Origin of the sequence: Spirulina sp. CS-785/01 (genome assembly GCF_028330525.1) — a bacterium.
Taxonomy (GTDB): domain Bacteria; phylum Cyanobacteriota; class Cyanobacteriia; order Cyanobacteriales; family Spirulinaceae; genus JAQMSD01.
On record NZ_JAQMSD010000043.1, the window covers coordinates 1 to 22,797 of the forward strand.

At 46.1% G+C, this 22,797-nt stretch carries 21 protein-coding genes and 2 pseudogenes; 15 read left to right on the top strand and 8 right to left on the bottom strand.

All coding sequences use genetic code 11. The features are described 5' to 3' along the window. Positions 1 to 234 precede the first annotated feature (234 nt). The 6 genes from PN462_RS02055 (at position 235) to PN462_RS02080 (ending at position 6,488) form a co-directional block, all read left to right on the top strand. Positions 235 to 1,143: a D-alanyl-D-alanine carboxypeptidase gene (locus PN462_RS02055; RefSeq protein ID WP_272126222.1), complete on the top strand. Its 909-nt coding sequence runs from the start codon at positions 235 to 237 to the stop codon at positions 1,141 to 1,143. A 131-nt stretch (positions 1,144 to 1,274) separates the two neighbouring features. After that, positions 1,275 to 1,616: a thioredoxin family protein gene (locus tag PN462_RS02060; RefSeq protein ID WP_272126223.1), complete on the top strand. Its 342-nt coding sequence runs from the start codon at positions 1,275 to 1,277 to the stop codon at positions 1,614 to 1,616. 213 nt (positions 1,617 to 1,829) lie between these two features. Beyond that, positions 1,830 to 3,899 (top strand): NAD(P)H-quinone oxidoreductase subunit 5, encoded by a 2,070-nt coding sequence (locus tag PN462_RS02065; RefSeq protein ID WP_272126224.1) that lies wholly within the window; start codon positions 1,830 to 1,832, stop codon positions 3,897 to 3,899. A 124-nt stretch (positions 3,900 to 4,023) separates the two neighbouring features. Further along, positions 4,024 to 5,592, top strand: a complete 1,569-nt coding sequence (locus tag PN462_RS02070) for an NAD(P)H-quinone oxidoreductase subunit 4 (protein ID WP_272126225.1) — start codon at positions 4,024 to 4,026, stop codon at positions 5,590 to 5,592. 241 nt (positions 5,593 to 5,833) lie between these two features. Beyond that, positions 5,834 to 6,175 carry a nucleotidyltransferase family protein gene (locus tag PN462_RS02075; RefSeq protein WP_272126226.1) on the top strand — a complete coding sequence of 114 codons (342 nt, stop codon included), beginning with the start codon at positions 5,834 to 5,836 and terminating at the stop codon, positions 6,173 to 6,175. Then, complete coding sequence (locus PN462_RS02080; RefSeq protein WP_272126228.1) at positions 6,147 to 6,488, top strand: HepT-like ribonuclease domain-containing protein; 342 nt, start codon at positions 6,147 to 6,149, stop codon at positions 6,486 to 6,488. The genes PN462_RS02075 and PN462_RS02080 overlap by 29 nt, the downstream gene beginning before the upstream one ends. A gap of 91 nt (positions 6,489 to 6,579) precedes the next feature. Here the strand turns inward: PN462_RS02080 and PN462_RS02085 are convergent, their stop codons facing one another. After that, complete coding sequence (locus tag PN462_RS02085) at positions 6,580 to 7,194, bottom strand: Uma2 family endonuclease (RefSeq protein WP_272126229.1); 615 nt, start codon at positions 7,192 to 7,194, stop codon at positions 6,580 to 6,582. Positions 7,195 to 7,390: 196 nt separating this feature from the next. Between PN462_RS02085 and PN462_RS02090 the strand changes: the two genes are divergently transcribed. Further along, positions 7,391 to 7,888, top strand: a complete 498-nt coding sequence (locus PN462_RS02090) for a hypothetical protein (protein ID WP_272126231.1) — start codon at positions 7,391 to 7,393, stop codon at positions 7,886 to 7,888. 71 nt (positions 7,889 to 7,959) lie between these two features. Here PN462_RS02090 and PN462_RS02095 read toward each other — a convergent pair whose 3' ends face one another. After that, complete coding sequence (locus PN462_RS02095; RefSeq protein WP_272126233.1) at positions 7,960 to 9,240, bottom strand: hypothetical protein; 1,281 nt, start codon at positions 9,238 to 9,240, stop codon at positions 7,960 to 7,962. Positions 9,241 to 9,346: 106 nt separating this feature from the next. Here PN462_RS02095 and PN462_RS02100 point away from each other — a divergent pair, with 106 nt between their 5' ends. The 3 genes from PN462_RS02100 (at position 9,347) to PN462_RS02110 (ending at position 12,905) form a co-directional block, all read left to right on the top strand. After that, positions 9,347 to 10,360, top strand: a complete 1,014-nt coding sequence (locus tag PN462_RS02100) for an aromatic ring-hydroxylating dioxygenase subunit alpha (RefSeq protein ID WP_272126234.1) — start codon at positions 9,347 to 9,349, stop codon at positions 10,358 to 10,360. 50 nt (positions 10,361 to 10,410) lie between these two features. Continuing rightward, positions 10,411 to 11,016, top strand: a complete 606-nt coding sequence (locus PN462_RS02105; RefSeq protein ID WP_272126235.1) for a hypothetical protein — start codon at positions 10,411 to 10,413, stop codon at positions 11,014 to 11,016. A 155-nt stretch (positions 11,017 to 11,171) separates the two neighbouring features. Continuing rightward, on the top strand, positions 11,172 to 12,905 hold the full coding sequence (locus PN462_RS02110) for an adenylate/guanylate cyclase domain-containing protein (protein WP_272126236.1): 1,734 nt from the start codon (positions 11,172 to 11,174) through the stop codon (positions 12,903 to 12,905). 37 nt (positions 12,906 to 12,942) lie between these two features. Here the strand turns inward: PN462_RS02110 and PN462_RS02120 are convergent. The 4 genes and pseudogenes from PN462_RS02120 to PN462_RS02140 form a co-directional block, all read right to left on the bottom strand. Beyond that, positions 12,943 to 13,740 (bottom strand): annotated as a pseudogene (locus PN462_RS02120) (Uma2 family endonuclease). Between the two features lie 14 nt (positions 13,741 to 13,754). Next, positions 13,755 to 14,571, bottom strand: a pseudogene (locus PN462_RS02125) (Uma2 family endonuclease). A gap of 197 nt (positions 14,572 to 14,768) precedes the next feature. Continuing rightward, positions 14,769 to 15,056 carry a type II toxin-antitoxin system RelE/ParE family toxin gene (locus PN462_RS02135; protein ID WP_272126242.1) on the bottom strand — a complete coding sequence of 96 codons (288 nt, stop codon included), beginning with the start codon at positions 15,054 to 15,056 and terminating at the stop codon, positions 14,769 to 14,771. A 2-nt stretch (positions 15,057 to 15,058) separates the two neighbouring features. Beyond that, positions 15,059 to 15,340 (bottom strand): hypothetical protein, encoded by a 282-nt coding sequence (locus PN462_RS02140; protein WP_272126244.1) that lies wholly within the window; start codon positions 15,338 to 15,340, stop codon positions 15,059 to 15,061. Positions 15,341 to 15,482: 142 nt separating this feature from the next. Between PN462_RS02140 and PN462_RS02145 the strand changes: the two genes are divergently transcribed. The 5 genes from PN462_RS02145 (at position 15,483) to PN462_RS02165 (ending at position 20,751) form a co-directional block, all read left to right on the top strand. Then, entirely contained in the window at positions 15,483 to 16,931 is a 1,449-nt protein-coding gene (locus PN462_RS02145) for a GTP-binding protein (RefSeq protein ID WP_272126245.1), read from the top strand. A 202-nt stretch (positions 16,932 to 17,133) separates the two neighbouring features. Beyond that, a complete protein-coding gene (locus PN462_RS02150) occupies positions 17,134 to 17,466 on the top strand; it encodes a hypothetical protein (protein ID WP_272126247.1) in 333 nt (110 codons plus the stop codon). Beyond that, positions 17,466 to 19,292, top strand: coding sequence for an asparagine synthetase B family protein (locus PN462_RS02155; protein ID WP_272126248.1), 1,827 nt, complete (start codon positions 17,466 to 17,468; stop codon positions 19,290 to 19,292). Before PN462_RS02150 ends, PN462_RS02155 begins: the two co-directional genes overlap by 1 nt. A gap of 276 nt (positions 19,293 to 19,568) precedes the next feature. Further along, entirely contained in the window at positions 19,569 to 19,718 is a 150-nt protein-coding gene (locus tag PN462_RS02160; protein WP_272126249.1) for a hypothetical protein, read from the top strand. Positions 19,719 to 19,725: 7 nt separating this feature from the next. Continuing rightward, the gene (locus tag PN462_RS02165; RefSeq protein ID WP_272126250.1) at positions 19,726 to 20,751 is read left to right on the top strand and encodes a hypothetical protein; all 1,026 of its coding nucleotides are present in this window, start codon (positions 19,726 to 19,728) and stop codon (positions 20,749 to 20,751) included. Here PN462_RS02165 and PN462_RS02170 read toward each other — a convergent pair. Continuing rightward, positions 20,672 to 21,277 carry a hypothetical protein gene (locus PN462_RS02170; RefSeq protein ID WP_272126251.1) on the bottom strand — a complete coding sequence of 202 codons (606 nt, stop codon included), beginning with the start codon at positions 21,275 to 21,277 and terminating at the stop codon, positions 20,672 to 20,674. The two genes, PN462_RS02165 and PN462_RS02170, sit on opposite strands and share 80 nt — an antisense overlap. 165 nt (positions 21,278 to 21,442) lie before the next feature. Further along, positions 21,443 to 22,744, bottom strand: a complete 1,302-nt coding sequence (locus PN462_RS02175; RefSeq protein WP_272126252.1) for a TldD/PmbA family protein — start codon at positions 22,742 to 22,744, stop codon at positions 21,443 to 21,445. Positions 22,745 to 22,797 lie beyond the last annotated feature (53 nt).

The window sequence follows — 22,797 nt, forward strand, 5'->3', positions numbered from 1 at the left end:
GCCCTCTGCCCTCTGCCCTCTGCCCTCTGCCCTCTGCCCAACAAGAAACTTTTATTGAATCCAGAAGTCTTGATCTTAAAACGCGATCGCGGCATTCAGCAACCATAAAAAATTCTAATCAACAGTCAAACCCTTGACCCAACAGGACACCAGATATCCCACAACAGAACCGCCGCTTAAAACCATAAAGAAATGCTAAAATCACTGCGACTTGCCATGACACACCACTCGCTCATGAAAAACAGCAAAATTTTCACTCAAAGCCTTTCACTACTCACCGTAGCCACCCTAAGTTTAGGGGGAACAGCCCACCTCGCACAAGCCACATCGAGTCCCTCAACGTCTCACCTAGACTCCTTCTCCGCAGAAGCAGAAAGCTCACAAATTGACCCCCAACAAATTGCCGCCACTTGTCCCAGTAACCTCCCCGCAACCATCAGCCGTATTATTAAACAACCCACCTTTTCCGGGGCCCGTTGGGGAGTACATATCGAATCCGTCGAACAAAATCGGGTACTCTACACCTACAACACCAACTTACCCTTAATTCCCGCCTCCAATAATAAACTATTCACCACCGCCGCCGCCCTACAAATGTATGATCCCCAATCTCCCGTCGCCTCCTCCAACCTAGGCGCGTGGGTTGGGGTCATTAATACCCGGAGTCATAATAGCTACGCAGACCGCTTATTTCGCGGCATAGGCGGCTATAACGCCACCCAAAACGCCTTGAGTCGCCTCGGCATTTCCCCCAGTAGCTTTCGCCAAGTGGACGGGTCCGGGTTATCCCGACAAAATGTCGCCACACCCCTTTCCCTCGTCGAAACCTTAAAAGTCATGAAATATGCCTACGGGAGTAATATTTTTTACGCTTCCCTCCCCGTTGCGGGCCGGAGTGGGACCTTACGCAACCGTTTCCGGGCCACCCCCGCAGAAGGACGAGTCCGCGCCAAAACCGGAACATTACGAGGAGTCCGGGCCCTCTCCGGTTATATGGAACATCCCCAATATGGACAACTGGTGTTTAGTATCTTAGTCAACCAACCCGGCCAGTCGGGACAACGGTTAATTAATGCGATCGATCAAATTGTCCTTTCCATGGCCCAGATGAATGCTGCACGTTGCACCAGCGAAGTTTTCTAGACATGATCCCCCGTCCCCTGCAAAATTCTTCAGACAAATAGCCATATATCCCTATACCACTTGATCCCAATCGGATGTAGCATAATGCCAAGTCTGAATAATAAATCTCGTTTACTTAAAACACTGGCGTTATGTTGCTGACGACAAACGAACCGACTTTTACAGAATCCGTTTTAAACGCATCTTCCCCTGTCCTCGTCCACTTTTGGGCCCCCTGGTGCAAATTATGTCTAGCGATCGAGCCAACTTTACTCAAATTTCAACAAGACTGTAGCGAACCCATCCAATTAGTGAATGTCAACGCTGATGAAAACCTCAAATTAGTCAACAGCTATCGACTCAAGATGCTACCCACCTTGTTGATTTTTGCAGAAGGAGAATTGCTCTATCGAATCGAAGGATTTTCCGGACGGGAGGACTTGCGTAAAACCCTAGAGAGTCTCAGTTTCAAGACTTTAGCCAAAACTGCATAACTCTTGAACCCAAACGGAATATTAGCCTCAAACCTCCTCAGCTAGGGGGTTTTTTCTTGGGGAATGGGGAATGGGGAATGGGGAATTGGTTGTTTGTGAACCCCCCTATAGAAACATTAAATGAGTATAAACACTCTGTTAATTAACCCGGTATGTCACAATTATTAACAGTATTCACTAAATCTTGAAGAAAATTAAACTGAGTCATTGGTGATGGAACTATTCCTCTATAAGTACGCTTGGTTAATTCCAGTGCTTCCCTTGGTCGCTGCGACCTTGGTAGGGTTGGGGTTAATCTCGCTAAACAAATTGACTAATCAACTGCGGAAACTGAACGCAGTCCTCATCATCACCTTCTTAGGGGTGGCGATGGGATTCTCCTTTGCCCTGTTGTGGAGTCAAATCCACGGCCACGAAGCCTTTACCCAGAGCTTTGAATGGGCAGCCGCCGGGAGTTTTCACCTGTCTATGGGATTCATTATTGATCCCCTGACCTCCCTGATGCTAGCGATCGTGACAACGATCGCCTTTTTGGTGATGATCTACACCGATGGCTACATGGAACACGATCCCGGTTATGTGCGCTTTTATGCCTATTTGAGCTTATTTAGTGCCTCCATGCTGGGATTAGTGATCAGCCCGAACTTAGTCCAGGTGTACATTTTCTGGGAACTGGTGGGGATGTGTTCCTACCTGCTGATCGGCTTTTGGTACGATCGCCCCTTAGCGGCTGATGCTTGTCAAAAAGCCTTTGTGGTCAACCGAGTGGGAGACTTTGGCCTCCTCTTAGGGATGTTAGGACTCTACTGGGCCACCGGGAGTTTTGAATTTGATATTATGGGCGATCGCCTGCAAGAAATGGTCTCCTCCGGGGCATTAGCGGGCGGTTTAGCAGCATTATTCGCCATTTTGGTCTTTTTAGGTCCCGTGGCCAAATCCGCCCAATTTCCCCTCCATGTGTGGCTTCCCGATGCCATGGAAGGCCCCACCCCAATTTCCGCCCTCATTCACGCAGCCACCATGGTGGCTGCGGGAGTCTTCCTCATTGCGCGGATGTATCCGGTATTTGAACCCATCCCCTCGGCCATGTCCGTCATTGCTTGGACAGGCGCATTCACCGCCTTTTTAGGGGCCAGTATCGCCATTACCCAAAACGACATTAAGAAAGGATTAGCCTACTCTACAATCTCCCAATTGGGCTATATGGTGATGGCTATGGGAACAGGGGCTTATGCGGCTGGACTGTTCCACCTGATGACCCACGCTTACTTTAAAGCCATGTTGTTCCTCTGTTCCGGTTCAGTCATTCACGGAATGGAAGGCGTTGTCGGTCATGATCCTGATTTGGCGCAAGATATGCGCTTAATGGGCGGTTTACGGAAATATATGCCCATTACAGCGATTACCTTTTTAGTGGGGACATTGGCCATTTGCGGCATTCCGCCCTTTGCGGGATTCTGGTCCAAGGATGAAATTTTAGGATTAGCCTTTGAAGTCAATCCCGCCTTATGGGTTGTCGGTTGGGCCACTGCCGGAATTACCGCCTTTTATATGTTCCGGATGTACTTCATGACCTTTGAGGGGCAATTTCGCGGAACCGATGAGTCCATCATTGCCCAGTTGAAAAATGCAGTATCTCCTCAAAATGAGGAAAACTTAGAACCCGCCTTTGGGCCGGGGGCAATGGACCCAGAAGAATTAGAACACGATGATCACGGGCATCACCATAGCAGTGAACCCCACGAGTCTCCCTTAACCATGACCTTACCCTTGGTCTTATTAGCCATTCCGTCCTTTATGATTGGTTGGATTGGTAAACCTTGGGAAAATATGTTTGAGGAGTTCATTCATGCCCCCACGGAAGCGGCAGAAGTCGTGGCAGAAGCGGGCGAGTTTGACTGGACGGAATTTTTAATTATGGCCGGGGCCAGTGTCGGAATTGCGTTGATTGGTATTACTGTTGCGTCTTTGATGTACCGACAAGGGAAAATTAATCCCAGCAAAATCGCCCAACAATTCCGCCCCCTCTACAACTTCTCCCTCAACAAGTGGTATTTTGACGAACTCTATCACAAGGTCTTTGTGATGAATAGTCGTCGTCTAGCCCGGGAAATGCTCGAAATTGACTATAAAGTAGTCGATGGGGCGGTTAATTTAACCGGGTTAGTCACTGTGATCACAGGACAAGGCTTGAAATACCTTGAAAGTGGTCGTGTTCAATTCTATGCTCTAATTGTCTTTGCGGCGGTGTTAGGCTTTGTGGTGGTTTCTAGTGTGACGTAATAAGTTGGGTGATGGGTAATGGGTAATTGGTAATGGGTGACTGATTACTGTTTACTGATTACTGATTACTGTTCCCTGTTCCCTAAAAAAGACGAATTTGGTTATCAAAGATCAGCTAATGGACATGGCAAATTTTCCTTGGCTTACTGCAATTATTCTGTTTCCCATTGCAGCGAGTCTTTTAATTCCAATCATTCCCGATAAGGACGGTAAAACAGTCCGGTGGTATGCCCTGATTGTGGGCTTACTGGACTTTGCATTAATTATCTATGCCTTTTATACCGGGTATGACCTCTCTAGTGGGGAGTTACAACTGGTTGAACAATATACATGGATTCCCGATATTGATTTGAAATGGTCTGTCGGGGTTGACGGGTTATCCATGCCCTTGGTGATTTTAACCGGGTTTATTACCACTTTGGCCATTATGGCGGCTTGGCCTGTGACGCTGAAGCCGAAGCTGTTTTATTTTCTCATGTTGGCCATGTACGGCGGACAGATTGCTGTGTTTGCCGTACAGGATATGTTACTCTTTTTCCTCGTTTGGGAATTGGAGTTAGTCCCGGTTTATCTCATTCTCTCCATTTGGGGGGGGAAAAAGCGTCTCTATGCGGCAACGAAGTTTATTCTTTATACCGCAGGGGGGTCGTTATTTATTCTGGTTGCGGCCTTGACGATGGCTTTTTATGGGGATACGGCTACGTTTGATATGAGCGCGATCGCAGCAAAAGATTTCCCCCTCAAACTGCAACTCCTCCTCTACGGTGGTTTTCTCATCGCCTACGGGGTAAAACTCCCCATCTTCCCCCTCCACACTTGGCTACCCGATGCCCACGGAGAAGCCACAGCCCCCGCCCATATGTTACTGGCGGGTATCCTGCTGAAAATGGGCGGCTACGCGCTAATTCGCATGAATGTAGGGATGTTACCGGAAGCCCATGTGAAGTTTGCCCCCGTGTTAATTATTTTGGGGGTAGTCAACATCATTTATGCAGCCCTAACCTCCTTTGCCCAGCGTAACCTAAAGCGGAAAATCGCCTATTCTTCCATCTCCCACATGGGGTTTGTCCTCATTGGCATTGCCTCCTTTACCTCATTAGGCATGAGTGGGGCCGTTTTACAGATGATTTCCCACGGCTTAATCGGGGCTAGTTTATTCTTTATGGTGGGGGCCACCTACGACCGCACCCATACCTTAATGCTCGATGAAATGGGTGGCGTAGGGCAGAAAATGAAAAAAATCTTCGCCATGTGGACCACTTGTTCCCTCGCGTCTTTAGCGTTACCTGGAATGAGTGGGTTTGTGGCCGAGTTAATGGTTTTTGTGGGAATTGCCACCAGCGATGCCTATAACACAACATTTAAAGTGTTAGTGGTGTTACTGGCTGCCGTTGGGGTTATTCTCACCCCCATTTATCTGTTGTCCATGTTGCGCGAAATCTTCTATGGCACAGAGAATAAAGAATTGGTCGAACATGAGGCGTTAATTGATGCTGAACCGAGAGAAGTCTTCATCATTGCGTCGCTGTTAATTCCCATCATTGGCATTGGGTTATATCCCAAACTAGCCACCCAAATTTATGATACAACCACGACACAATTAACGGCCTATGTCCGGGAGTTTGTGCCGACGGTTGCCAAAGAATCAGCACCCCAAGGTGAACCCGTAGCGTTAAAAGCGCCGGAACTTTAGAGGGGTTTTGGGTTAAATTTAAGTAGGATGGGGTTTTACTCTGTCCTACTTTTTTTATATAGCGTTTTCATCAGAGTTGTAAACTGACTTGTAAGGCATTGGGAACAGGGAACAGGGAACAGGGAACAGGGAATCAGGTATATAGGGGGTTTTTAGTATTAGAGTAAACCCCCATGGGAGTTTACTCCTCATTTGAAAATGCTATAGATATTCTCCAAAGGACAAACGTCTCCTTCGCTTTATGAATCAACAAATTCAAGAAAGATTAAATTTATCTCCCCAAGAAATACTGGATTTCTGTGTAGAGAATAATATCCAAGAATTAGCTCTGTTTGGGTCAGTGTTGCGAGAGGATTTTAACCCTAATAGTGATCTTGATTTTTTAGTTGTTTTTAATCCAGAAATTCAATTAAGTTTAATGGACTTAGTGAGAATTCAATATCAACTCGAAGATTTAACGGGTCGAAAAGTTGATATTATAGAAAAACGTTCTATTCTTGATAGTCATAACTGGATTCGCCGTCAAAATATTTTAAATACCGCTAAAACAATTTATGAATCAGGACAAGTCTTATCTGCTTGATATTGCCAGACTGTGCCAAACTATTCTTAGGCTAACCAGTGATATGACTGAAAGCGATTTTTATGGAGATGAACGAACTCAACTGGCTATCTTATACGAAATTACAATTATTGGTGAAGTGGTGAAAAGATTATCTAGCGATTTTCGAGAAACCCATGTACAAATTCAGTGGCGGCAAATTGCGGGAATGCGCGATCGCTTAGTCCACGATTATGATACCATCAAAATTGATTTGGTTTGGCAAGTCATTCAAAATGATATCCCAGACCTTTTAAACTATATTACTCCTCTTTTACCTACACAAAATGAGTAAAATTTGCGCTTCTCCCCACTCACTGCTCCGCACCTTTTGTCCTCAGTTGCTTTGATTCGCTAATGTCGGGAATGATGATTCAGAACTCCTCTCAACCCCACACTCGACGCAAATTCAACACAAACCCCGGTAAAACCGCTTCACCCCATAACTCATTGGGATTTTCTAACACCTCTACCGCTAACCCAATTCGATAAATTTCCACTGTTCTTTTTTGCGGATTAATCAACCAACCTAATTTAGTCCCATTCTCCTGATACTCTCTCATTTTCTCTTGTAGCGATTGGAGGGTATCGGAAGCAGAACGCAATTCCACCACAAAGTCAGGACAAATCTTGGCAAATGTTCCCTTTTGCTCTGGGGTTAGTGCATCCCAACGGTTTTGGCTAATCCAACAAGCATCGGGAGAACGAGTGGCATCATTGGGTAAAATGAAGGCAGTCGAGGAGTCAAAGATTTTGCCAGGTTCACCTGCATTTCGCCACCATAGATACAACTCTCCAGAAATACTGCTATTGCGTTCTCCCGTTTGCCAACCTGTGGGGGGATTCACAATTAATTCTCCTTGTGCAGTTCTTTCTAGTCGTAACTCTCGATTGCTCGCTGCAAGCGCAGCAAACTGGTCTTGGGTGACATAGAGTTTAATATGTTTGGGTAAATTCAGCGATAGCGTTTCGGTTTCGGGTTTTGCGGGGGTTTGTACCATTTTGACTTCTCAGATCAGAGAAATGAGTTAGGCTAGGGTCTAGCCTAACTCAAATTGTATCTAATCGCTGTTTTGCTGCGATCGCGCTACTCTCCAACCCAATTTTCGGATAATTTTTACCATTCCCATTGCCGCATTGCGAGAGGTACGGTTAGCGGCTACCATTACCACAGAGACCAATAACCAAGTGGTGATTATGCCTGTCTCAAAACTGTTTAATCGGGGGGAATCTCGCCAAGCGAATCCAGTTCCTAATCCTGAACCAAGAGCAACACTGGCCGAAGTGGTGAATAAACGCATTAGTGCAGAATTAATTGACCCCGACGCAATTGATCAATTAATTATTTCTAGTGGGGGAATTTTACGAGAATTAATCCGCTTAACGAATGAATGTTGTCGCATTTGTTTACGGTTAATTCGACGCAATCCTGATGATAATTCAATTAAAATTAACTCAGAAATTGTCGAGCAAGCTATTACTAAATTAAGTCTAGACTTTGATACCCGTATTGGTACAGCAGACTATGATATTTTAGCCAAAACTTACCATAATTTCCGCCCCGATGACCCCAAAGATCAACGCTTTCTAGACTTACTCCATGGATTATATGTGCTGGAATATCGCAATGGTCAACTCTGGTATGATGTTCACCCCATTGTCATGGGTTTGCTGCAACAGCAAGGAGCAATTTAATGGTGTCTGCATCTCCTCCCAATTATCAATTGAGTAATAAAGCGTAGTGATTAAGACGACGGTGACATCCTTTATCGCTTAATGCGATATAGTTGATAAATAACCCTTTGCTTTAACCCGAAGAAAAACGCCTTATTTTGACGGATTAAAAAATAGCCATAAAGTCCCACTAAAATTAATAAACAAAGATTCCCTAACCCAGTATAAGTATTAACTAAATCACTCGGATTCCAATGATAATCAAAAATTAATTTATTCATATCTCCCCCAGAATCTCCTCGTCCTCCTAAAAGACTCCCAAAGGGAATAGATTCCTGTCCTGCTTTAATATGAGTCCAAAACCAAAAACTGTGCCAAAAAGAACTAGCAGCAATCACTAAAACCAGATACCGCGCTGCATCCCATCGCCATTTATCGGGTAACGAAAAATAAAAACTGGCCATTAAAAAGGTACTTAGATAAAACTCCCCTGCCACTCCCCCAAAGGTGATTAACATTTGCGTTTTATGGTCGGGAATGAGCCAAGTTAAAATAAATTGCAGAATCGCAAAACTTACCGCTAAAATCATGGGAAAGCGTTGATTGTTCCGAGACCCGGCATAAAATAATAAAACAAATAGAATTAAAAGGCCGAAATAGACAAATAATGAGGGTTCATGACTCGAAAACGCAACGCCAATGGGTAACGGGAGAGAACGATGACCGGATAACCAAGCCATGGTAGAATGACCAAATTCGTGTATCCAGATATGGAAGCCGAGAAAAAGCATATATAAAACCCCCACATTGTTGATGATCACCGCTAAAATGAGAGCGAGGGGAAAGGCCAGAATATTATTTAAACGACTCTTAAAGGAAAATAAATTTAAATCTTCCGAGGTTAACTGACTCGCAGATAGATTAAACTCCTCCCTCCAAGCAAACTTCCGCTTACTTTTCATCCCATACACCTTGATGCAGTCGAGATGAGGAGGGGGAATTTGTTGTAAAACGTGATAAGTTAAAGCCATTAACTGATGGCGGTTTCCCGATGCTCGTACATCAAACATTACCCGCAGACAGTCTCCTTGAATATCCACCTGTACCCGCTTTCCTTGCGTCTCTAAACGCTGTTGAAGCTGCTTTAGGTAGTAAGACTCCGCACCCTCCGTTTCTGTCCCCTCAGACGCTTTTTGCTGATAATGTGCTTTTAGGGTTTCATAGGCTTTTTGTAAGCGGTGTAATTCCCCTTTCTCCCCCTGACTTAGCTGAGTTTGGACTTGTTTTAAATATGCTGACTCAATCTCCTCTAGGGAAGCATCTGTCGGTAACGCCAACACACGATAACATTGTTCTAAAACCGATAAATTCATAACAGCGTCAACCCTACTGATCGGGCAGAATAGCACTATCTCCAATAACTATCCCTGTTATGGCACAATTCGCCCCGATCTTCACTGTCCTTTTCCTCAAATTACCATGCTTGTTACTCGCCAACCTGTCTTAAAGCGTTTCTGGTATCCCGTCATGCCTCTATCTTACCTCTCAGACCGGCCGCAAGGGTTTCAACTCTTGGGAGAAAAAATTGTGCTGTGGTTAGATGCAGACGGGAAACCTTGTGCGGCCCGCGATCGCTGCTGTCATCGCTCCGCCGCGTTATCATTAGGATCAGTGAATCATGGCCAAATTACCTGTCCCTATCATGGTTGGCAGTTTAACAGCAGTGGAACTTGTGTGAAAGTCCCCCAACTCAATGACGACACCACAATTCCCAAAACCTATAAAATCCCAACCTATCTCTGTACCCCACGTTATGGCTATGCTTGGGTCTGTTTAGATAATAACCCGTTAAAGGACATTCCCCACATTGCAGAAGCGGATGATCCAAATTTTCGTCTTATTCAAGAATTTTATGAACCGTGGAACTGTGCGGGGTTGCGGGTAATGGAGAATGAACTTGATCTAGCGCATCCCACCTTTGTGCATACTAGCACCTTTGGCAGTGAAGACCACCCCATCCCAGATAGTCTCGATATCCAAGATACCGATTATGGCCTTCATGTCCAAGCGACATTAGGAGTGGTAAACCCAGAAATGCAGCAAAAAAACCTAAGAATGGCCAACCGGGAAACAACTCGCACCCTTGATATGGACTGGTTTATGCCGTTAACTTGTAAATTGCGGATTAATTATCCTAATGGACTGGTTCATATTATCGTCAATACTCCCACCCCCATTGATGATTCTACCTCGCAGATTGTCCAATTTTGTCTCCGCAACGATACCGAAGCAGAGACTCCCATAACCGATGTGATTGCTTTTGATCGGCAGGTGACGTTAGAGGATAAAGTAATTTTAGAGACGACAGATTATGATGTGCCTCTGAATCTTAGCAAAGAGGAACACATGATGACCGATAAACCAGGGATTCTTATTCGTCGGAAAATGGCTGCTTTGTTGAAAGAACAGGGTGAGGTGGAACAGGTATTATAAAAGTAGCTAAAAATTCACCACAGAGACACAGAGGACGCAGAGAGGCAGCTATGCGTGTTCTCAACCCAAATCGCGCTTATACATTTAGTCAAATTTTCGAGCTAAAGGCAGAAGTTGATGATATTGTAGCCGATTTGGGCTATTCCTTCTCTCGGAAACGGTTGGACTTACCGCAATATACGGGGGAATTAGACCGCTTGCAAGAGTTACAAGATCGTTTGGAGGAAATTCTCCCCTTTGTGAATTTAACCACGGAAACCGCGAGACGAGAGATTTTAATTGCGCGAGTGGTGACGGAATTGGTGCATTATACCCAAGCACAACTCCGCATTGAGTATCCGTTGAAGGTATCTGAACAACTTCAGGGAGTGTTAGATTATCTTCTGACTACCCAACAGTCTTTACTGGTGATAGAAGCAAAACGGGAAGATTTGACCAATGGGTTTACTCAACTGGCCGTTGAACTGATTGCCCTTGCTCAATGGACAGAATACCAGCAATCGGTGTTATATGGTGCGGTGACAACGGGGAATATTTGGCAGTTTGGCCGCTTGTATCCGGAACAGAAATTAATTGAACAGGGGTTAAATTTGTTTCGTGTTCCGGATGATCTTGAACCGTTGTTGCGGGTTTTAGTAAAATCGCTCCTCGACTAAACTAAAATAGACAGGAGTCTCAGGGAAAATCTTGCGGAATTTGTTGTATTGATGATGAAAACTTTTCTTGTCAGGAAGAAAAATACTGATTCTCCAAACTGCCGACAATTACTGGCCATAACCGATCACCCTTAGTATTTGCCGATCATTTACCCATGAAACTCCGCACTAAAACCCTGCTGCTGATTAGTTTCAGTCTAATTAGTTTAATTGTTGTTCTCTACGCCAGTTTATCTGCGATTCTTCTCCAAAGTTTCCAGAATTTGGAAAATCAAACTACAGAACGCAATGTGAAACGAATTAAGAATGCGTTTCAAGAAGAATTGCAACAGTTAAGCATGATTACTGATGATTGGGCTTCTTGGGATGATACTTATGAATTCATTGTGGGAGAAGATGATGAATATGTGACAGAAAATGTTAGAGATTCGACATTTACTGGGTTAGATATTAATGTGTTTGTTTTTGCAACCCCCCAAGGTGATACTATTTATGGGGAAGCATTTGATTTAAAGCAAGAAAAAAGACAACCTCTCCCTGCGGATTTTAAACAGCATTTCACTGAAGAACATCCCATGGTGAAACATGACGAGTTAGACAGTGAAACCCAGGGATTATTAGTTTTAGATGATCAGGTGTTAATGTTTGCTTCTCAACCTATTCTTACCAGTGAAGATCAAGGGCCAATTCGCGGTGCTGTTGTTTTAGGACGCTATTTGAATGACAGACAAGTAGAAGAACTGGGAAGACAGACACAATTAGATGTAGAAATGTATCGGGTGGATGATCCGCAATTATCGTCTCCTTTGCAAGAGGCCATTACGACGTTAAAACAACAAGAGTCCCCGATTTTAATTCGACCTATTCATGAGGATGAAATTGTGGGGTATAGTCTCCTAGAGGATTTTGCGGGACAAGCGGCTTTGTTGGTTAAAGTTACCCTAGATAGGGATATTTATAAACAGGGACAACGGGCATTAAATTATTTGCTGTGGTCGTTATTAGGCATTGGGGTCTTTTTTGGCGGGTTAACGGTCATTTTATTAGAAAAATTAGTCTTATTCCGTTTAGAACGGTTGAGTAAAGAGGTTCGCCAAGTGGGAGAGAGTAATGATTTAGCCTTGCGAGTGTGGGTGAAAGGGGATGATGAGTTAAGTGGTTTAGGACGTACCATTAATCAAATGCTCACTCAACTAGAAGAAGATGCCGCTAAATTAACCCAAGAACAGGCAAAAGTTGAGGAGTTGCTGTTAAATATTTTGCCGGAAACCATTGCCAATCGACTGAAACAAGAACAAGGTGCGATCGCGGAAAATTTTGATGAAGTGACCATCCTCTTTGCTGATCTTGTCGGCTTCACCCCGCTTTCCATGCGGCTTCCGGCTGTTGAAGTGGTAGGTTTACTCAATGATATTTTTTCCACATTCGATTACTTAACCGACCAATTGGGGTTAGAAAAGATTAAAACTATCGGGGATGCGTATATGGTTGCAGGAGGTTTACCCCTTCCCCGTGAAGATCATGCCGATGCGATCGCCAAAATGGCCCTAGCGATGATTGAGGCCGTGGAAACCTTCCAAGGCAAGGCCGGAGAAACCTTTCAAATTCGCATTGGCATTAATACCGGAGTGGTGGTTGCCGGAGTCATTGGGACTCGCAAATTTATTTATGATTTATGGGGAGATACCGTCAATATTGCCTCCCGCATGGAGTCTCACGGTGAACCGGGCCGCATTCAAGTCACTGAAGCAACGTACCAGCAGTTAAAAGACCGTTATGAGTTCCAAGAACGGGGGACAATTCATATTAAAGGACGCGGGCCAATGACTGCCTATTGGTTACTCAAGGCGAAATCTTCAGATGATTCCAGAGATTTACTCGCCAGTTAACAGGAATGGGATGATTTCCACCTAGACTCAACCCCCTCTAGGATAGAGCATCAGGATCAATCCCCAAGGCTCTGAGTCGTTCTTCCAATTGTCGCGCCCGTTCTTTGGCTAAATCAGCCCGGTGACGCTGGGTTCGCGCTTCTTGACGCTGTAATTCCACTTCCTCTGCTGAAATTAAAATTAACTCCCCTTCCAAGGTCATCCAACGCAACTAGGGACGATGTAATCCTTTGTACTCTCCCTCCCATACGCCTAAACTTAACCCGATTTCTGGCATTACAATGCGATTATGGGTCAAGTTCACCCGTTCATAATGTCCCCCCAATAAATGAAAAACTTGTAACTCATTGGTATAACGACTAAACAGCACATAATAAGGGATACGTAAAATCTGTTCATACACCTCCCACTTCGTCGGAGGTCTTCCTTCTTGACGAGGCCGAGTCCCTAAGTCTTCATCCTCTGTCCCCGGTGAGAGTAACTCTACAACCACAAAGGGAGCAACCCCTTCTTGCCACATCACATAACTCAGTCGCAGGTCTTCCCCTCGATACAGTCGAGGGACTCCCACCACTCCAAACCAGTCGGGTTTCTTGTACCAAAGGGGGTGGTTCACGTCGTAATACAGGTTTAAGTCCATAGCACTATAAACCTGGTCGGTGCGATAGTTTGGGGAGTTAAATGTCTCTTGCAACAGTTGCGGTTGCCAAGCATGAAAATCATCCAAACCAGGGTCTTCCGGGTTTTCACTGGGTAAGTCGTACATGGTGGGTAAAGACTCCTCTGGAGGGAGAGGAGGGTCGGTTTGGGTGCGGTTGTAGGTGGGGGGAGTCATGGTGTTAATTAGACTTAGGAGAGAGTCTCAGGATCAACACCCAATTCTAACAAGCGATTCCGTAACTGCTGATTTCTCTGACGTTCTGCTTCTTTTTCCTGTCGTTCTTGTTCTGCTCTTTGACGCTCGCGATCGCGCTCTGATTCAGCCTGATTGGCTCGTTCTTGTTCTTGTCGAGCCACTTCTTCGGGGAGTAAGACTAAATTACCATTGCGATCGTACAACCGCAACCAGACCGCTGTTTCCTTCGTCAAAGTCCCTTCCCACGTTCCCAACCATAACCCCAAACTCTCGCACCACAACCATCCCCGTTCATTGGGAGTTAATTCTTCATAACGTCCCTCAATTCCCAAATACCACCCTTGCAGCGATTCTCCATTAAACGGATTATAGACAAAATAATTCCGAGTTCTAAAGGTTTCCTCGTAAATTCGTTTTTTGCGTCCTGTATCCTCTCCTGCGGTAGAAGGGGACATGAGTTCCACAATCACATCAGGATAGCGTCCTTCCTCCTCCCAAACAATCCAACTGCGACGTTCTCTCGTCCCATCTACATTTAACACCACAAAGAAATCAGGGCCTCGAAAATCTTGATTTCTCACTTGTCGCGTACTGTAATAAATAAACATATTCCCCCCCCGCAAAATAATCATCTCGCCCCTGATATGCTTGGTGAAGGGAGTCAATCAAAACATTCATAGCAATGCGATCGCGATTACTTTCCAAGGGTTCTCCGTCATCATAAGGTAAGTCAGTAGGAGGGAGTGGAGGGGTTTCTTCCTCGATGGTTGGGTGATCAGAGGGGGTTTGGCCAACGAATTGGGAAGACATAATTCAGTTTCTCTCCCTATAAATCAGTACAAGTATATCCTATGAAAACTGGATTGTCGAGATAGAGGCATCTTCTCTCTCAATGCTACGTGATTCTCTCGCGCAATTGTGAGTTTTTCTGATGTTTTTCCCGTCGCCTGTAAAATACTATCCCACCCACTAAAATAAAGAATCGCACTGTGAGAATTATTTGCGAGTTAAAATTGATTCTTCATATCTCTAGATTGATGTAAAACTCGTATAATTTCTAGTTGATTAGACGAATATTTATAAAAGATGATATAAGGTTTAATGGGAAAACTTCGCACACCAATAGCCAGATCATCACGCTGCCTTCCCATATTGGGAAACTGCGCGAGCATAGGAAATTTATCAAAAATTTTAGCAATTTGCTGATCGGCTACGATTTCATTCTGTTTGGCTAAATAAACCCAAATATCTTCTAGATCACTTTCGGCTTTTTGGGAAATTAGAAAATGATTCACTATTACGATTCCTCTTTGAGGCGTTGCCGACCGCGCATTTTAATGGCTTCAATTAAATTAGGAAGTGAGTCTGGAGTATAGTCATTATATTGACCTGTTTTTAGTTGTTGAAGTCCTACCTCAATATCCGCTTTCAGTGTTGGATCAGTCTCCGTTATACCCTCTGCGGAGTTTAGAGAGTTCTGGAGTTGGTGGGCTAAGATTTCTTGTTCGGTTTCTGAGAGAGAAAGAATGATTTGAGTGAGAGAATCAATTAGGCGAGTGTTAAGCGTAGGTTGCGTCATCTTGCTGTTAGGGGAGTATTTACCCTCTATTGTAAAAACTCAGGTTATCAAAAGCCATTCTGAATTGAGTCTCCTGTCCCCTTGCCTGTAAAATACGACCCCACCCACTAAAATAAAAAGAGATGTCATCTCTAATCCCCCTATGGCGAGACCTTCCCCTACGGACGCGACACAACCTGAACCCCTCCCTTGGACTCCTGAAGACTTAGACGCAACGCTGTTACAGTTTGAAGATATCCAAGCGGAAATTAATTATCAGCAGGCCCAACAGTCGCTCCGTCACCTATTAACGCGCCTTGACTTAACCCCCCAAGAGCAAGCGGGGTTAGAATGGGAAATTGAGCGACTGTCGCAAATGTTGGATCGCCTCGATCGCACCGTTTTACAAATTGCAGCTTTTGGTATGGTAGGCCGGGGGAAATCTTCGGTTCTCAATGCACTTTTAGGCGAAGATGCCTTTACGGTGGGGCCGCTGCATGGGGTAACTCGCAATATTGGCAGTGCCAATTGGGAGGTGAAACCGGAAGACGACATTGAAGGATTACAACGCATCGCTATTCCGGGGAAAGGCAAGGTAGAAATACAATTAGTGGATACTCCGGGTATTGATGAAGTGGATGGGGAGACGAGGGAAGTTTTAGCGCGACAGGTGGCGAAACAGTCGGATTTAATTTTATTTGTCATTGCGGGAGATATCACCAAGGTTGAGTATGAGGCATTGTCCCAACTGCGAGAGGTGGGGAAACCGATGCTCTTGGTGTTTAATAAAATTGACCAGTATCCTGAAGCCGATTGTGAGGCGATTTATGCGAAAATTCGGGATGAACGGGTGAAAGAATTGCTCTCTCCGGCAGAAATAGTTAAGGTTGCTGCTTCTCCACTGGTGACACAACGAGTCCGTCGGCCTGATGGAAGTACGAAGGTGGAGAGACGACGGGATAAACCCCAGATGGAGGAGTTAAAGGTGCGTATTTTAGAAATTCTCCATCGGGAGGGGAAGTCACTGTTGGCCTTGAATACCATGTTGTATGCGGATGAGGTGAATGAACAAGTGATTGACCGCAAATTGGCCATTCGCAATGAAACGGCACAAGGGATTATTATGCGAGGGGTGATGACGAAAGCAGTTGCAGTGGCCCTTAATCCCGTTACGGTGCTTGATCTGTTTACAGGTGCAACAGTTGATGTGGCCTTAATTCTTACTCTGTCTCGACTCTATGGTATCCCCATGACCCATCAAGGGGCGTTGAGTTTGTTACAGAAAATTGCCCTCAGTATGGGGGGAATTAGTGCCAGTGAGTTGTTAGCGACGTTAGGATTAAGTGGGATTAAAGGATTATTGGGACTTACGGCCCCGGTGACTGGGGGGGCCACTTTGGCCCCTTATGTGTCGGTGGCCTTGACACAAGCGGGGGTTGCGGGGGTTTCGACTTATGCGATCGCCCACATTACTAAAACATACCTCATTCAAGGGGCCACTTGGGGCCCCGATGGCCCAAAGGCCGTTGTAAGACAAATTCTCGATTCTCTCGATGAAGCCTCGATCCTCAATCGCATTAAAGCAGAATTAGCGGCAAAGTTAGAACATTAATCATTATCAACTCTTAACTCTCAACTATCCACGATTCCCAGAGACACATATAATACCGAACAGGGGAGACAAAACGGGTTATGGTGGTCTCATATCGGTTCACCCAATTCACTCACCGGGGATAACTGAGTGAGAGAATAGGTTTGGGTGACTCCCCCAACCCAGTAGCGATTAATCGCCTAAACATGGTGCATTTGCCCCTATGAGTGTTTCTTCTCCCCCGTCTTCTCAATCGGACTATCCCGAAGACTTGGTGCAGTTTAGTGCCAAAATTGAAGCAGAACGACTGGCCGGGAATTTTAAATCCCTCAATCCCGACTTTCACCTCTCCCATACAGAGTATCACGGCGCACAGTTGATGCCCTTGAAAAAACGGGATTTGTTGGCCTTGTCGAAACTGTTTGATCAAGAAGATATTGAAGCTATAAATGATGATGTGGTGGCCGCTTTGGGGGTGTTGGTCCCTGAACCTTGTTGGGAAGATGTGGAAGAATGGAGTAAGACTTCTTGGGACTTTTTAGCTGAGTTTTTGTGATGAGTGGGTTTTGTGGGATTTTTCAGCGTGATCAAACTCCGGTTAACCAACTAGACTTACAGCAAATGGCCGCTAGGTTACGCTGTCGGGGGGAAGGAGAGGGACAGGTTTGGTTAAAAGAGGCGGTGGGATTGGGGTATAGTTTAGGCTATCTGGGAGAGTCTCACCCGCAACAACCGTTTACCCTCGATGGACAGGTTTATATTATCGCTGATGGCAGAATTGATGATCGTCAACGGTTACAGGATCAATTATTAGACAAGGGATGTGTTATTACTCCTCGGGTGAGTGATGTGGCCTTAATTGCCTATTCCTATCAGGTGTGGGGGGAAGATTGTTTAGCGTATTTATTGGGGGATTTTGCCTTTGTGGTGTGGGATAGTCGCAAAAGGGGTTTGTTTTGTGGCCGTGACCCGTTGGGGGTGAAGTTGTTTTATTATGCGGAGTTGGGGGATTGTTTTTTATTTAGTAATACGTTGGCTTGTTTGCGGGGACATTCTAGGGTATCGTCACGGTTGAATGAGGAGGCGATCGCGGATTTCCTGCTCCTCGACTTCAACCCCAACCCCGCAACCACCACCTTTCAAGATATCCAATGTTTACCAGGTGGCCATTGTCTCACTGTCACTCCCGAAACTGTCCAAAAACGTCAATATTGGTCACTTCCCGTCCCCTCTCCCCTCCGCTATAAACACCCCGAAACTTATATTGAACAGTTCCAATTTTATCTCGATCAGGCCGTCCAAGACCGCATCACCTCCCCCCATACGTCGTCTGTCAGTATTTTGTTTAGTGGGGGCCTCGACTCCACCAGTATTACTGCAACTGCTTTAGATGTCGCCCCAGAAGTCCATTTTAAAGGCTTCACTACCGTCTATGACCGCCTAATCCCCGACCAAGAACGATATTATGCAGGAATCGCGGCCCAAGGCTTAAATGTACCGCTCCAGTACATTATCGCTGACGATCATCGCTTATACGAGGGTTGGCAACCCATTCCCGAACCCTACAATAATTTATTCCCCTCCCTCAACCAACAAGAAAATGAAACCCTTGCTCAACATAGTTGCATTGTCTTGTATGGCCAAGGAGGGGATGAAGTCTTGCGTCTCTCCACCGTCGCAGAAATGTTGGGGGGAATCCCTTTTCCGCTTCTTTTAGCAGATATTCTCCGGTCTCGCTTCCAGTATGGCATCTCTCCCCATTGGGGAACAGGCATTTTAGGAAAACTACGAGGCCGCAAACCCGATTTAGATGCAGGGTATCCTCAATGGTTGAATGGGGAGTTTGAGCGAAAGTATGAATTGCGCGATCGCTGGCGAAAACACCAACAAGACCAAACTCCCCCCCCTCACCCCTACCGACAACGGGCCTATCAAGCCATTCTACACCCCATCTGGCAAGCCCAATTTGCCACCTCCGACCCCAGTTTCACCCATACCCCCCTAGACATCCGTTTCCCCTTCCTCGATGTGCGTTTAATTAACTACCTCTTAGCCCTTCCCCCCCTCCCCTGGTGCGAAAATAAATATTTAGCCCGCAAAACCCTCCAATGGCGAGAAAACCAACCCCACCGGGCCACCCTCCCCCCAACAGTGTACCAACGGCCCAAAACCCCCCTTGCAGGGCATCCTTTCTTAGTCCAGTTACAACAGGGGATCAACCCGTGGGCTAATATTCCCGCAGCAGCAGCAATTAGTCCTTATGTAGATCTTCCCCAATTAAAAACCCTAACCCAATCCCCCAACCCCTCTGTATGGACAGCTTGGCGCAATCTACGGCCTGTGAGTTTGGGCTATTGGATATTGGGCATTGGTAATGGGTAATGGGAAGATGGGGGAGATGGGGAGGATAGGGGAGATGGGGGAGATGGAGGAGATGGGGAGGATGGGGGAGATGGGGGAGAACAAAGAACAATAAAATTGGTCAAGTAACAGCGAATTTGTTACACGAAACCCGTCAGAAAGCCATCCATTTGAACAAAACTTGTTGCGCAGTCCCCATCTAAAATTTATAATTTAGTTGGCGGAGTGTTGAACGCACCCCATCTAAATCAAAGATTATAGATGAGGATTCTTTCGCCTAAAATAGGAGTTATCACCATGTCAGCCTCAAACCTCAATAAAAAGCCTTATCACCGTCCGGAATTAAAAATTTATGGGAATATAGCGCAACTCACCCAAGCTAGCGCAGTTGATGGAGAAGCAGGAGACGGGGCTGGAATGGATGTCGTCCCCAACAAAACCAACTAACCGCTTCATGCCGCTCCATCGCGTTTATGGGTTGACGCTTGTTGCTAACCATCCTCTGCCAGGTGTCCCCCGTCTGGCCACAACCGGAGAGACTTCCCCCGATGTTGAGATTACCTTGGGGGAATTTCCCCCTCTCACCGATATTCCCAACACACAACCTTGGTATGTGAGTTCCTCCCAAACGGAGGAACAACAGCCCAATTTGCAAGTTTGGGGGCTAGGAGAGGGGAAATATTGGTTTTTATACGGCGATCGCACGGAATTCCTCATCCAACATCCCCCCACCCAAATTTGGGCCAAATGGCCCTCCTCTCTCACCCTAGAAGACACGGCCACTTACCTCCTTGGACCCGTTTTAATGTTTGTCCTGCGGTTACGGGGGATCACTTGTCTCCACGCCAGTGCAGTCTGTCTCCAGCACACCGCCCTAGCCTTCGTCGGGCCAGCCGGGGCCGGGAAATCCACCACAGCCGCCGCATTTGCCCAACTCGGCTATCCGGTATTAAGTGATGATGGCGTTCCCCTCTTTCCCCAGGGGAAACAATGGCTAACAATGCCAGCGTATCCGCGTTTGCGCCTTTGGCCCGAGTCGGTTGGGTTACTCTATGGTCATCGGGAACAATTGCCGCGTATTGTTCCCACCCATCCCACTTGGGATAAACGATACTTGGACCTCACCCAAGGGGGTTATCAGTTTCAATCCCAACCCTTTCCCCTCTCTCAGGTCTATTTGTTCAACCCTCGCACAGCGACTAACGCACCGTCTGTGCAGCCTTTACCGCCAACTCAGGCGTTACTCCGTTTAATTGCCAACACATCGGTCAATTATCTGTTAACCCGTTCTCAGCGACAACAAGAATTCCAACAATTAACTAAACTGGTGCAAGCGGTATCGGTGTATCAAATCACTCCTCACCCAAACCCGACCTATTTACCCCAGTTATTAGAGCAAATTATCTGTGTTGCTTCTCGGTCGGAGCATTCGCACTCAGATAATGTTTCTGAGTCGGAGGATGATGAGACCCCAGTTTAGGAGTAGGCGGGTTTTGAGGAGATGGGTTTTCTTGTCCTCCCCGTCGGGCTAAGAGTTGTTCTTCTAAAGCAGCAATGCGATTATAAGCGGCGGTCACTTGGGCGGTGAGGCGACGAACTTGTAAATCGGGCGCAAATTCTTGTTCATCGGGTTGATAGTGATAATCACTCAGTTTTTTCCAGTTTTCCTCATCATTCAAGATGTCTTTATGGGTTAAGTTTTGCTGAGTAAATTCTGCATAGTTTAACGGCATGGTATCCGAGTGGAGAAGCTCTGCATCAAGCAGTTCGTTGGTTTCCTCTAACCACTGTTCTTTCTCCCCAGACAAGGAAGTTTGCGGAGTGGAGTCAGCCACAACTGCTTGAGTCTCATGGGGAGAGGAGGAAGGGGCAGACAAGGAAGGGGCAGACAAGGAAGGGGCAGACAAGGTATGTGCTGCGGGGGATGAACCCGTGTGAGGGGTAAACCTTTCATTGACTTGTACAATTAGCTGTTCGACCAATTGGTGGAGGGAGTCCAGCTTCATATTGATCGTGTTGATTTGGGTTTGCAATCCATCCATAAAACGAAACCACCATCTGAAATAAATACGGTTTGACTCTTTTTAATCCTAGTCAAGATTTTGGAGTCTTTCCCACAGTTGCGGATTCATTTAATTTTTCAGGTAAATTTTTGTAATCTAGCTCACAATCTAGCTCACAATTGAGAGTCCTTCGACGATAATTGGGGGGGTGTAACACGATCCTTGCCAACTGCATTCTTTTCCGAGGGCAAGAACTTGTTTGAGAGCGGTGTAAATATTGCCTGTCACCATGGTATCTTTCACCCGACCAACGATTTCTCCGTTCTGGATGCGATACCCTAGGTCAACATTGATAGAAAAGTCCCCGGAAATATCAGCCCCTCCACCTAGCATTTGATCCACAATCAGTCCTTGGGGGAGGGATTGGATCAACTGGGAGAGGGAATGATCCCCTGGTTCAATGAGGAGGTTGACGAGTTCGGGGGTGGGGTAGCGTCCTAAACTGGGTCGGAAGCCATTTCCGGTGCTTTGGGTGTTCAGGGCCCGGGCAATGGTGCGATCGCAATAAAAACGACTCAGTTTCCCCTGTTCAATTAAAGTCAAGGGTTGGGTGGGTGTTCCTTCATCATCAAAGGGACAACTATAGGGCCCAATTTGGGGTTGTTGACTGAGGGTTAAGGAGGAGTCGAGAACCGGATTCTGGTGGGTTGGAGTCCGATCAAACCATGGAGAAGACTTTTCTAATACTCGTTTTCCATTCAAAGCATCGGCCACGGTTTCCCAAAGCAGGGTAGCTGCTTTCTGGGTAAAGAGAATGGGAATGCGTCCTGTGGGGGTTGGCGTGTTATTCTGGGCCCATTGGAGGCGATTGAGGAGATCTTGAAGCAAACCGTCTAAATTTAGCTTATTTCGCGCTTCTTGGTCTTCATAGACCCCTAAAAAGTCTTCCCCTCGTATCCATTCCACTCCTAAGTAACAACTGAGTGTCATGTCTGTATATTGGCAATGGAGTCCTTGGCTATTCGTCAGGGTTGTGGTTTCCTGTTCCGACTGAAACTCCGCACTACAGAGGACTTGGGGATATTGTTCTCGAATTTGCGCGATCGCACCCCTGCCCAACTTCACCAACTCCCCCACCTCCGCCATTTCCCCAAACTGTAAATCCCGAATTACGCGAGGAGTCGCCAATTCAATGGTTTCGGGAGGATTCAATTCCGACAGCGCCAGGGCCTTCTCCACCAACTCCTGGGGATCAATGCGGCCATAGGCCACCACCAACCCCGGTTGATGATTATGCCACAACCGCAACGCCGTCCCCTCCGAAGCCGTACTTTCTAACTGCTTGAGACGGTTTGCTTCAAAAAAAACGGGACGGGACACCGATTGAGATTGATAAACCTCCGCACTATCGGCCCCAGACTGAAGTGCGAAGTCTAGGAGTTGTTCGGCAAGGCAATCCTGGGGGGTCATAACGGCTGGTTGATAGTTGATAGGGGATAGGGGATAGTTGACGGTTGAACCAC